Here is an 11,192-nt window from a genome sequence, read left to right as displayed (position 1 = left end):
TGTTAATTTATTTCTTCGAAAAGATCTACGATAACTTCTTTTTCTAGACATTTAAATCTCCTTTTGTTTAAATTTTATTTAAATAGAAAAACAACTTTATTCACTTATCACCTACTCTTTTCAAGCATTTTTACTCTCTTATGTCAAAAGAAGTTCAAATGGTCTTGTTTTTTTTGTTGTAAAATTAATATAATTAATTATTTTATTTAAATCAAATAATTAATAAAACAATTCAACAAAGCGTGAGAAAAAAGGAAAGAGTAAGTATGGGAAAATTTAAAAATTGGTTTAAATTGCATAAAAAAGCAGTCTTAATCGCTTTAGCTGTTGCGGCTTTTGTATTAACAAGTTTGTTATTTTGGTATTTATACCTCAAACCTAGTACGAACGTCAATGTTAGTTTTTATAACGAAAATGGTAGTGTTGCTAAAATTTTAAAAGTTCAAAAAGGTAAAAAAATTGTTGATGATGAAAGTAATAAAAAACTTTATGAATCTTTAGGCAATAAATACCGCTGGAGTAAAGAAAAAGACGTTTCTCAACAAGTAGAAGATAAAAGAGTTAAAAATTTTAACCCTTATTTAGACGTTGTTAAAGAAAAAACCAATTTATATCCGGTTAAATTAGACGCCAATAGTAAAATGTTAGTTTTCCACGACAAAAAAGGTGTACGTTTATTACCTATGGTGGTTTCTAAAGGGTTGGACACTCAAGAAGTGAAAAAACAATTAGACCAAATGCCTAAAACAACTTATAATGATTGGGTTTTTAAAGGTTGGTATCGCTATTCTTATGGTGGCGAATCTCATTTAGAACCTTATGAATATGGCACTTCAGAAGAACAAGAACAAAGAAAATTAGATAACAAAGGTCAAAACCAATTAGAAGAAGACGTACTTCTTCATGCTTATTTAGAACCTAAAAATTCTAAAAACGTGAACTATAGTGAAGATTAGACAAAAAAATCATTTTTCGCCAAGATGTTCCGCATATTAATATGATGAATTTTCTAGATGGCACAGTAAACGATTTAGGATGTTATTTGAAATCTTCCTTTTTTGTAACTGATATAAATTGGAACAAAGCCATCAAAGAAGGATATGCTAAATATCCGGGAGATTTTTCGCAACACAGAAAAGAAAAACATAAACCAGGCGAATGTGTTCCTGGAGATGAAAACAAAATTTCTACTAAAGTTTTAAAACCGATGACTTTTCCTGGAATAATCAAAAAACTTCCAGAACACGCTCAATTAAAAGATGCTAATAACCGAAATCTAGAAGGCAACGAATATTCCGAAAGATCTAAAAAAGTGTTTGAAAATTCCTATACTTTCACTTTAAAAGAAGGTTTAACTTTTGAAAACGGCGAACCAATCGACGCTAGCACAGTAGAATACACACTTAAACAATATATTGATCCTAAGCAAAAAAATGCTCGCGCAGAAAACGTCTTTAAAGCCGAAGTAATGGATTTAAAAGATGCTAAAGGATACTACGAAGGGCAAATCACTGATTTTAACCAAGTAACTGGTTTTAAAAAAGTAGAAAATGATCCTTATTCCTTCACTTTAACTTACAATAGTGAAAAAGCTTTATATAACGCTATGGGTGCTTTGGATTCCATTACTTTAGTACCTCCTAAATATTATGAAGAATCTTTTGAAAATAAAGCCGAAAGAAAAAATAATGTTTATGGAACGCCAAAAAAACCAATTCAATCTTATGGGCCTTATGTAATCAAAGAATGGTCGCCAAATCAAAAATATGTTTTCAATAAAAATTACAATTATTGGAACAAAAATAAACATCATAATAAAGCTATTTCTTGGACAATAGTTGATAAAAAAGATATTCAACACTCTATGTTTAAAGACGGAAAAGTAAATACTTTCGGTCTTGATTCTAATTATTATCTTAGTTACAGCAAAGATCCGACTTATAAAGAATTACCTGTAGATAATAAAACATCTTTATCTATTAATGTTTTAGATAGAAAAGATGAATTTAAAAATGCCAAAACAACAGCAGCTTCATCTATTTTAAAAGATTTAGATTTTAGAAAAGCTTTATTTTATGCTATAGATAGGCAAGATTTTGTTAATCAAGTAGATATTTTAAGCAATCCTTCCTTTTCTTTTGTTCCCGATGTAGCTTGTGTTTATTTCGATGAACCATTCGAAGTTCCTTATAATTCCAGCGCAAATCATAAAGAAAACCAAAAAATATTAACTGATAAAATGGATACTTATGGTTTTGATCCTGCAAAATCAAAAACTTTTTTTGATCGTGCTTATGATAAATGGAAAGTCAATAACCAAAAGGATCCTAAATTAGAAATGGAATTTATATATAGTAACATTAGTGAACAAACCGACAAAAAAGCGCGTTATTTGAAAAATGTTTTTGAAAACACTTTCGGTAGCGATAAAATAAATATTAAACTAAGTTCTATTACAAGAGAAACTTATCTCCGTAAATTACAGGCAGATAAGTATGATTATGAATTAGTATTTAGTCCTGTTATAGGTGGCGATATTACTGGTTATTATTTCAATTCTTTAGGTGTTGATAAAAAATGGTGTTACGAAACCATGGGAATAGAAAGTCTTTCTGAACAAAAAATTTCTATTAATTTAACTAAAATAACACAAGAATTATAACAAGACAAACCAGTTTGGTATAACGATTTTGTAAACGGTTTCATCCAAGAAAACAAAGAAGAAGGCAAACTAACTAATAATATTCCTATCCCAGGTTTAACAAAAGAAAATGGCAAACACATGTGGAAAGGCACTATTACTGAATTTATGCATTATTGGAATAAAACTTTAATGAATCCAGGCAAGTATGCCTCTTCTAAAGAAGAAACTATTTTCAACATCGTTCAAACGCTAGAAAGAGTCTTTTTAGAAAATCTTCCAGCGATTCCTATTAGCGTAGCCAAACGAGCTTATGTAAGTAACAATTTAAAAAACTTATGGCCTAATTATGATGTTTTATGGGGTTGGGGCGATAGTTCTTATGAATTTTTAACTTCTGATTCTGATTATCAAGATTTGTAAAAGGTAAGGAATTGCATGAAAAAATATTTATTAAAAAGATTTGCCTTAGCGATAAAAACTTTTTTAAGTGTAACTTTTTCAAGCTTTATATTGATTAAAATGTCTGTTGTAAAACCAATAAGACCCCCAAAAATGGATGATTTAACGTGGAAAGCTATTTGCGAACAAGAGGGTTACGATAAACCGTTATTAGAATCCTTTTATCTTTGGGCTAAAAACGCTTTAAAAGGAGATTTTGGTTTTTCTGTCAAAAGGAATCGTTCTGTGAATGAAATTATTCAGGAAAAAATTCCTACAACTTTGAAAATGAATTTAATTCCTACTTTAATTTCGGTTCCTTTGGGCGTCATGTTGGCGATATTGGCTGTTATGAAAAAAGATACTTGGATTGATCACGGAATTAATTTATTTATTATTATATTCATCGCTCTTCCTACCTTAATTATCGCTTTTATATTACAATATTTATTTGTTTATTGTTGGTATTTTTTTTCTTATCAAGTGGCAACTCCTTCAGAATGGTCGACTAAAGGGTTCATCTTTGGAGCAATGTCTTATTTCTTACCTATCTTAATTATTACTTTAACGACCATGGCAATGTGGATTAGAAAAATAAGAGCCGAACTAAGCGAACAAGTTAATCAAAATTATTTTTTATTAGCTAGAACTAAAGGACTTTCTTTTGCAGAAGCAACTTACAAGCATTCTTTAAAAAACGCTTTAGTCCCTTTTGCACCGTTTTTATTTTATGAATTAATCAGCATTATTACTGGTAGTGTAATTATTGAAAGGATTTTTTCCATTAATGGTAGTGGTAGGCTTTTAATCGAAGCCTACCAAGAAAACGATCAACCGTTAATTATGGCTTCTTTAGTTTTTTATAATTTAATTAGCGTTTTAGCTGTTATTTTGGCTGATATTTCTTATACATTATTCGATCCAAGAATTCAATTAGGCGGTGGAAAAATATGAAGTTAGATCCAAAAGGGTTCCAATGGGCTAAAAATGATTCTGTTGATATTTCATCTGGCAAACAAGTTAGCCAAACAAATAAAGAACCTAAAAAAGGTTATTATCGCACTTCTTTAAAACAATTATTTAAGATAAAAAGCACTAAAGTTGCTTTAGCCATGTTTTTCCTTCTTTTCTTATTTTCTTTATTTGGCGGTTTAGCTGACCCTATGTCGAAAGATATCCAATCTAAACACAGAATTTTTTTTGAAAAATTACCGCCCAAAATACCATTAATTGAAAAATTAAGCATTTTGGATGGAACAAAAACTATTCAAGTTTATGAGGAAGAAATAACCAATATTGAAACTTTTGATAAAAACATTGTTAAAAAAACCAAAGATTCTCGCGAAAAAGGCAAAAAAGCTGTCAAAGTAGATGCTTATTTATATAAACAATATTTATCTTCTCAAAAAGACCAATTATTGACAGAAACAGAATTCCATCAAGCGGAAACAAATAACAGCATTATTTCTTTTCAAAAAACTTCTAACGGTTTATATAAATCTAAATTAAAAATTTTTGAACGTTTTTTCAATAAAAAACCTCAAAATGTGTATTTTTGGTTTGGAACTACGGACCGAGGAGAAGACTTATTTAGCGCAATTAGTCAAGGAGCTAGAACTTCTTTAGCTTTAGCTTTTGTCTTTTCTGTGGTTAATTTGATCATAGGTATTTTAATCGGCTCTTTTTCCGGTTATTATGGCGGAAAAACAGACCTTTTTATCGGCAGAATAGTGGATTTTTAAATTTAATCTCTTTTATAGCTTTAGTTATCGTTTTAACTTTAAAAATGGGCGTTTCTTTTACTACCATCATGATAACGTTTTTAGTAAAAGGCTGGATTCCGTTTTATAATATTTCTCGTACTCAGTTTTTAAGGTACAAAAATAAAGAATATGTTTTAGCTTCTCGCATGTTGGGCACTAATGATTTAAAAATTATGTTTCAACAAATTTTCCCTAATACTATTGGTCTTTTAATAACTGTTTTTGCTTTAGCTATTCCTAGTTTTATTTTAAGCGAAGCAACATATAGTTTTTTAGGCATTATCAAATATCCTAATGGACTTAGTATCGGAGAATTATTAGATCGTGGTTTTCGTGATATCGAATTGAATCCTCATTTGTCCGTGTATCCGACTATTTTTTTAATATATATTATGATAGCTTTTAATTTATTAGGAAATAGTTTGAGAGACGCATTTGATAATTTTGTTTAATAAAAAAGAAATTAATTAGGAGTTGCGATTTGAGCGATATTTTAAAAATAATCGATTTACAAATTAATTTTAAAACTTCTCAAGGTATGATTTATGCTTTGAGAGGAGTTAATTTTACCCTTCAAAAAGGGGAAATTTTTGCCATTTGTGGCGAATCAGGCAGCGGAAAATCTATCACCTCTAAAGCTATCGCAGGTCTTTTGCCTTTTAACGCTATTGTTAAAAAAGGTGAAATCCTGTATGAAAATCAGGATTTAACCAAGATAACAGATAAAGATTTCAATCAGATTAGAGGGCGAAAAATTACTATGATTTTTCAAAACCCTATGACTAGTTTAAATCCGTTAATGAAGGCTGGCAAACAAATTGAAGAGGTTTTTCAAATTAAAGCTAAAAGAGACAAGAAAAATTATTCTAAAACTGAATTTAAAAAACAAACAATTCAATTGATGAAAGAAATGGGCATTGATGAGGCAGACAATAAATATCATCTATATCCGCACCAATTGTCAGGAGGGATATGTCAAAGAATAGTTATAGCTATTGCACTAGCTAATGAATCAGAAATATTGATTTGTGATGAACCCACTACTGCTCTAGATCCTATCGTGCAAAAACAAATTTTAGAATTAATTAAAAAAATTACCAAAGAACGTCAATTATCAGTTATTTTCATTACTCATGATTTAGGTGTTATTGCAAGCATTGCTGATCGAGCGGCAGTTATGTATGCTGGTAAAATTGTTGAAATAGGTCAAATAAACGAGATTTTTTATAACGCTCATCATCCTTATACTTGGGCTTTATTACAATCTATGCCAAATTTAAATACTAAAGAAGAAAATTTAAATTTCATTGAAGGTCAACCGCCTGTTTTAACTTTTATCCCTCAAGGAGATGCTTTTGCTCCTAGAAATCCTTATGCTTTAAAAATAGACTTTGAAAAAAAACCTCCTATGTTTCCAATTAGCGCTTCTCATTTTGCTGCCACTTGGTTACTCCACCCTTCGGCACCTAAATATGAAGCGCCTGCATTTATCCAATCATTAAGAAGAAAAGGAGGTTTTATTTAATAAAATGTTCGAAAAAACAGTTTTAGACTTTAATAATATTTCTTTCACTTTTCCTAATGGTTTTGAAACTTTAAGAAAAGTTAATTTTAAAATTAATAAAAACGAAATTGTGGGCTTAGTAGGAGAGTCGGGCAGCGGAAAAACTACTATTGGTAAAATTATTACAGGAATTTACCTCCCTACCAAAGGTAAATTGTTTTTCCATAATGGCGATAAAAATTATTTATTAGCTGAAAATAACAAAAAAATTAAAAACAATAGAAAACTACTTTTAAGCGAAATAAAAATGGTTTTTCAAAATCCCGAAGCTGCCTTGAATCCGAGAGCTTTGGTAAAAGAAATTTTGGCTGAAGGTCTTTATGCGCAAAAAATCAAAGATAAGCAAATTATTGATGAAAAAATTAAGAAAATGATCACTTTAGTAGGTTTAAACGAAAGTGATTTATATCGTTTTCCTCATCAATTTTCAGGCGAACAGCAACAACGTATTGCTATCGCTAGATCTTTAATAGTAGAACCTAAATTAATTGTTGCCGATGAACCTGTTTCTGCTTTAGATGTTTCTATTCAAGCACAAATTATTAATTTATTGAAAGAATTGAATCAAAAATTATCTTTAACTATGCTGTTCATTTCTCATGATTTATCGATTGTTAAATATTTTTGCAACCGTATTATAGTGATTTATAAAGGTAAAATAGTGGAAGAAAAAACTAGTGATTTATTGTTTTCAAATCCTGAACACCCTTATACTAAAAAATTAATTGATGCTATCTATGAACCTGATCCGCACAAATATCAAAAATAAAACTAAATTGTTGAAAAAAATTTAGTTTTATTTTTTTATTTTATTCTTACGACATTAAGAAAATATTGAAATTTTTTTCGGTTCAAAGATGTAAAGCAAATATTTTCTCGTTGATAAAAGGTATTTTTATTGTATAATTAATTTGTATTAAAAAAAATGAAATAAAAAAATGTGAAAATGAAGAGATTCTCTCCTCTGCCTGAAAAATTATGATAATTTTTAGGCGAAAAGCGCAATAAATTTAAATAATAGTTGTCTTTTACAACAGCTAAATAAAATTTATTTTTATTATGATTTTATTCGGAGAGTACTTTATAATAAGTACTTTTTTGTTTTAATTTAGTTTTTTATAAAATGAAATATTTTGAAAAAAATATTATTTCTAAAAAAGGAGTTTATTTGATATTAAATACAAAAAAAATAAAAAAGATAATTTAAAAGTTGATGTTTTATTCAATGAAAATATACCTTACGGAGAACATTTAGTTATTGATGAAAAAGGCGATAAACTAGGTGTTTTTGAAAAATCAAAAATACTTGATTTAGCCGATTCTAAAGATATAGATGTTGTCTTAATTAATGGTAATTCAAATCCTAAAGTTGTCCGTTTGATGGATTATTCTCAATTTTATTATGATCAACAAAAAAAATTAAAGAAAATTCAAAAAAAACAAAATATAACGGTTTTGAAAAAACTGCGTATTAGTCCTAATATTCAAGCTAATGATCTAGAATACAAAGTTAAAAAAGTTCGTGATTTTTTAGTTAAAGGCGACAAAGTGAAAATAACTATGTTTTTCCCTGGAAGAATGATAGTTCACTCAGAATTAGGTAAAAAAGTTTTTCAACAAATTATATCTGATTTAAAAGATGTATCTAAAATTGATTTATTTCCGAAATTAGAAGGTCGTCAAATGTCGGCTCTTTTAGTTCCCTTAATTTCTAAAAAATAAAATAACTAAAATTTTCGTCAATATAAGAAGGTAATTATGATAAAGAAAAAAACTCATAAAGGTTTGAAAAAACGCATCAAAATCACAGGTACAGGCAAATTTTTCAGAGGACATGCTTATAAAAATCATTTAGCAGGTTCTAAAACAACTAAACAAAATAGACAATTAAGAGGAATTGTACAAGTTGATCCTTCTGATGTAAAAAGAATTAAACATCTTATTTAATATAATCCGACATTAAACTAAGAAAGAAGGGAAAAAGATGGTTAAAATAAATTTTGTTAACGCAAGACACAAACGTCGTAAAAAAGTATTAAAATTAGCGAAGGGTTATTTCGGTTCCAAAAGCACTCTTTATAAAACAGCTAACGAACAAGTGATGCGTTCGCTTCAGTACGCTTACAGAGATAGAAGACAGAAAAAACGTAATTTTAGAAAATTATGGATTACTAGAATTAATGCTGGTTGTGTTGACAACAAAATTAGTTATTCACGATTTATTCATGGTCTTTTATTAGCCCAAGTAGAAGTTAATCGTAAAATATTAGCTGATATGGCTTATCAAGAACCCGATATGTTTGCTAGTTATGTTGAATTAGCTAAAGAACATTTAGCAAAAAAAGAACTGATTTTAACGCAACAAAAAGCTAATAAAACTCCAAGACAAGAAGAAAAAAATACATCAGAAAAAACAACAAAAAAAGAAGTAAAAGTTCAATTAGAAAAAAATAAACCAGTTGAATCAACTGTTGAATTGACTGAAGAAGCGCCAGAAAAAGTTAAAGTTGTGCAAGAAGAAACAGAAGTGGAAAAAAATGAAGAATTAGACTTAAACAAAATGCTTGTAACAGATTTAAAAAAATTAGCTAAAACACATAATATAGATGACGCTTCTAAAATGAAAAAAGCAGATTTGATTAAATCTCTTGAAAAAGTTATTAAGAAAAATTAACTTTATAATACATAAGAAAGGTGTTTTATAATATATGGAAATGAAAAAAACAAGTCCTAAATGCAAAACCGTTTTGAACTTATTAAAAGCAATTTTTTCTTTTGTTGCTGCTTGTTCTTTATGGAACCCTACGAAAATTGAATACCAAGGGTGGCAATTGAGCAATATTTTATTAGCTATTTCTATTATTTTGTTTGCTTATTTTTTTGCTTTCACTAATTTAAAAAAAAATAAAGGTTTTATCAAGTTTTTATTCTTTATGGAAAGTGCGGTTTTAAGTTTGATTTCCGTTGGCTTATCTGTAAAACCTTTAATTCACAATGAATATTTAGCTAAGATGTTAGAATTGACTAATATCATCGCTTATATCTTTATAGTTCATTTTTTAATTCAAATTTATGTGCATTATACTAAAAAAGAACAAAAAAAATCTAATTTTGCCTTTTTTTCCTATTTGATTCTTTTCGGGTTAAGTTCTTATTTATTAGGGGCAAAATTTGACTTACAAAATACTATTTTAAAATCTTTATCAGTTACATTAGCAGTTATATTCTTCGTTTACCTATTCTTGTTTGTTAAAGGTGTTTATAAAGTTATTAAAGAAACAAAACAATTGAAAACAAAAGAACAATCGAAAAACGATTCACAACCTAATGACAAAACCGTTTAACGAACAAACTTACAATCAATAAACTAAAGGAGATTTGTCGTGTCTGATTTATTACAAAAAATAAAAGATTTAACCATGTTAAATGGTATTTCTGGTCAAGAAAAAGCAGTTAACCAATACATTGAAAATAATGTAGAAGGTCAAGTTGATAAAATTGAATACGATAATTTAGGTAGTTTATTAGCTTATAAAGGCGATAAAGGCCCTAAAATAGTTCTTGCTGGGCATGTTGATGAAGTTGGTTTGATGGTTAGCGAAATCACTAAAGAAGGTTTTGTTAAATTTCAAACTATCGGCGGTTGGGTTTCTAAAGTAATGTTAGCCCAAACATGGCAAATAAATACTAAAAAAGGTGTTTTATTCGCTGTTACAGGGGCTAAACCTCCTCATTCTTTGGCTCCGTCAGAAAGATACAAAACACCCGAAATGAGCAGTTTATTCTTAGATTTAGGTGTGCAAAACAAAGAAGAAGCTGAAGAATTAGGCGTAAGAGTAGGGGATATGGTTACTCCTTACACAGAGTTTAGAACTTTAGGTAATTCTAACTTTTTATTAGCGAAAGCGATTGATAATCGTGCCGGCGCTTTAGTGGTGATGGAAGTGTTAAAAACTTTAAAAAATAATCCTAACCAATGTGTTGGCGCTTTTACAGTACAAGAAGAAGTTGGTTTAAGAGGTGCAAAAACTAGTACTAATAAAGTTAAACCTCAAATAGCTATAGCTGTTGATGTAGGAGTATCAGATGATGTTCCGGGCGATAAAAACGTTTCTAAAAAAGTTTTAGGACAAGGCCCTCAATTATCTTTTTTCGATCAAGGTTTGATCGCTCATAAAGGGCTAAGAGATTATATTATGGAAATAGCTCAAGAAAATAAGATACCTTTTCAAGAACCGCTTCCATCCGGAGGAACAACTGACGCCGCTTCTATGCATATACAAAACGAAGGTGCGGCATCTGTAGTCATTTCTATTCCGACTAGATATATTCATTCTCACGCTTCTATCATTCACAAAGAAGATATCGAAAACACAATCAAACTTTTAGTTTTATTGGTGCAAAAATTAGATGATAAAAAAGTAAAAGAAATTTTATTCAATTGATAAAATTTTATCATTTAAGGTCGCTATTAACGGAAGCGATCTTAAATGTTTAATATTTTTTTTCAACAGTTGATAAAATTTTATCATTTAAGGTCGCTATTAACGGAAGCGATCTTAAATGTTTAATATTTTTTTTCAACAGTAACTAACAAAAAAATAAAGAAGGTTTGGAATTTTTATGAAAAGAACATATCAACCAAGTAAAATTAAAAGAAGAAGAACACACGGCTTTAGAGCAAGAATTGCCACTGTTGGCGGTCGTCGTGTTTTATCTGCAAGAAGAAGAAAAGGACGTGCAAAATTAACTGTTTCATCGGTTAATTAACAATAATTTAGAT

Annotated in this window: 14 protein-coding genes; all 14 read left to right on the top strand. The window is 29.0% G+C overall.

Annotation, left to right across the window (positions count from 1 at the left end):
* Nucleotides 1-266: 266 nt before the first annotated feature.
* The 14 genes from ON17_RS02420 to rpmH all read left to right on the top strand — a co-directional run bounded on the left by ON17_RS02420 (nucleotide 267) and on the right by rpmH (nucleotide 11,179).
* Complete coding sequence (locus tag ON17_RS02420) at nucleotides 267-956, top strand: hypothetical protein (protein ID WP_017191907.1); 690 nt, start codon at nucleotides 267-269, stop codon at nucleotides 954-956.
* Nucleotides 957-997: 41 nt separating this feature from the next.
* Complete coding sequence (locus tag ON17_RS02415; protein WP_017191906.1) at nucleotides 998-2,662, top strand: ABC transporter substrate-binding protein; 1,665 nt, start codon at nucleotides 998-1,000, stop codon at nucleotides 2,660-2,662.
* Between the two features lie 120 nt (nucleotides 2,663-2,782).
* Nucleotides 2,783-3,064: a hypothetical protein gene (locus tag ON17_RS02410; RefSeq protein WP_017191905.1), complete on the top strand. Its 282-nt coding sequence runs from the start codon at nucleotides 2,783-2,785 to the stop codon at nucleotides 3,062-3,064.
* Nucleotides 3,065-3,079: 15 nt separating this feature from the next.
* Nucleotides 3,080-4,036: an ABC transporter permease gene (locus ON17_RS02405; RefSeq protein ID WP_017191904.1), complete on the top strand. Its 957-nt coding sequence runs from the start codon at nucleotides 3,080-3,082 to the stop codon at nucleotides 4,034-4,036.
* Nucleotides 4,033-4,824, top strand: a complete 792-nt coding sequence (locus ON17_RS03285; protein WP_017191903.1) for a hypothetical protein — start codon at nucleotides 4,033-4,035, stop codon at nucleotides 4,822-4,824. The genes ON17_RS02405 and ON17_RS03285 overlap by 4 nt, the downstream gene beginning before the upstream one ends.
* Nucleotides 4,825-4,868: 44 nt before the next feature.
* On the top strand, nucleotides 4,869-5,297 hold the full coding sequence (locus ON17_RS03280; protein ID WP_017191902.1) for an ABC transporter permease: 429 nt from the start codon (nucleotides 4,869-4,871) through the stop codon (nucleotides 5,295-5,297).
* Nucleotides 5,298-5,326: 29 nt separating this feature from the next.
* On the top strand, nucleotides 5,327-6,370 hold the full coding sequence (locus ON17_RS02395; RefSeq protein ID WP_017191901.1) for an ABC transporter ATP-binding protein: 1,044 nt from the start codon (nucleotides 5,327-5,329) through the stop codon (nucleotides 6,368-6,370).
* Between the two features lie 4 nt (nucleotides 6,371-6,374).
* Nucleotides 6,375-7,178 carry an ATP-binding cassette domain-containing protein gene (locus tag ON17_RS02390; RefSeq protein ID WP_017191900.1) on the top strand — a complete coding sequence of 268 codons (804 nt, stop codon included), beginning with the start codon at nucleotides 6,375-6,377 and terminating at the stop codon, nucleotides 7,176-7,178.
* A 404-nt stretch (nucleotides 7,179-7,582) separates the two neighbouring features.
* Nucleotides 7,583-8,131, top strand: a complete 549-nt coding sequence (gene infC / locus ON17_RS03415; protein WP_026072006.1) for a translation initiation factor IF-3 — start codon at nucleotides 7,583-7,585, stop codon at nucleotides 8,129-8,131.
* A 36-nt stretch (nucleotides 8,132-8,167) separates the two neighbouring features.
* The gene (gene rpmI / locus ON17_RS02380) at nucleotides 8,168-8,356 is read left to right on the top strand and encodes a 50S ribosomal protein L35 (protein ID WP_017191898.1); all 189 of its coding nucleotides are present in this window, start codon (nucleotides 8,168-8,170) and stop codon (nucleotides 8,354-8,356) included.
* Between the two features lie 37 nt (nucleotides 8,357-8,393).
* The gene (gene rplT / locus ON17_RS02375) at nucleotides 8,394-9,083 is read left to right on the top strand and encodes a 50S ribosomal protein L20 (RefSeq protein WP_017191897.1); all 690 of its coding nucleotides are present in this window, start codon (nucleotides 8,394-8,396) and stop codon (nucleotides 9,081-9,083) included.
* A 34-nt stretch (nucleotides 9,084-9,117) separates the two neighbouring features.
* Nucleotides 9,118-9,753 carry a hypothetical protein gene (locus ON17_RS02370; RefSeq protein ID WP_017191896.1) on the top strand — a complete coding sequence of 212 codons (636 nt, stop codon included), beginning with the start codon at nucleotides 9,118-9,120 and terminating at the stop codon, nucleotides 9,751-9,753.
* Nucleotides 9,754-9,792: 39 nt separating this feature from the next.
* Nucleotides 9,793-10,854, top strand: coding sequence for a M42 family metallopeptidase (locus tag ON17_RS02365; protein WP_017191895.1), 1,062 nt, complete (start codon nucleotides 9,793-9,795; stop codon nucleotides 10,852-10,854).
* 178 nt (nucleotides 10,855-11,032) lie between these two features.
* Nucleotides 11,033-11,179 carry a 50S ribosomal protein L34 gene (rpmH, locus tag ON17_RS02360; RefSeq protein WP_017191894.1) on the top strand — a complete coding sequence of 49 codons (147 nt, stop codon included), beginning with the start codon at nucleotides 11,033-11,035 and terminating at the stop codon, nucleotides 11,177-11,179.
* The last annotated feature ends 13 nt before the right edge of the window (nucleotides 11,180-11,192 follow it).

It is taken from the genome of Poinsettia branch-inducing phytoplasma str. JR1 (assembly GCF_000309465.1).
GTDB lineage: Bacteria > Bacillota_I > Bacilli_A > Acholeplasmatales > Acholeplasmataceae > Phytoplasma > Phytoplasma pruni.
This window is presented reverse-complemented; position numbering and strand designations above follow the sequence as displayed.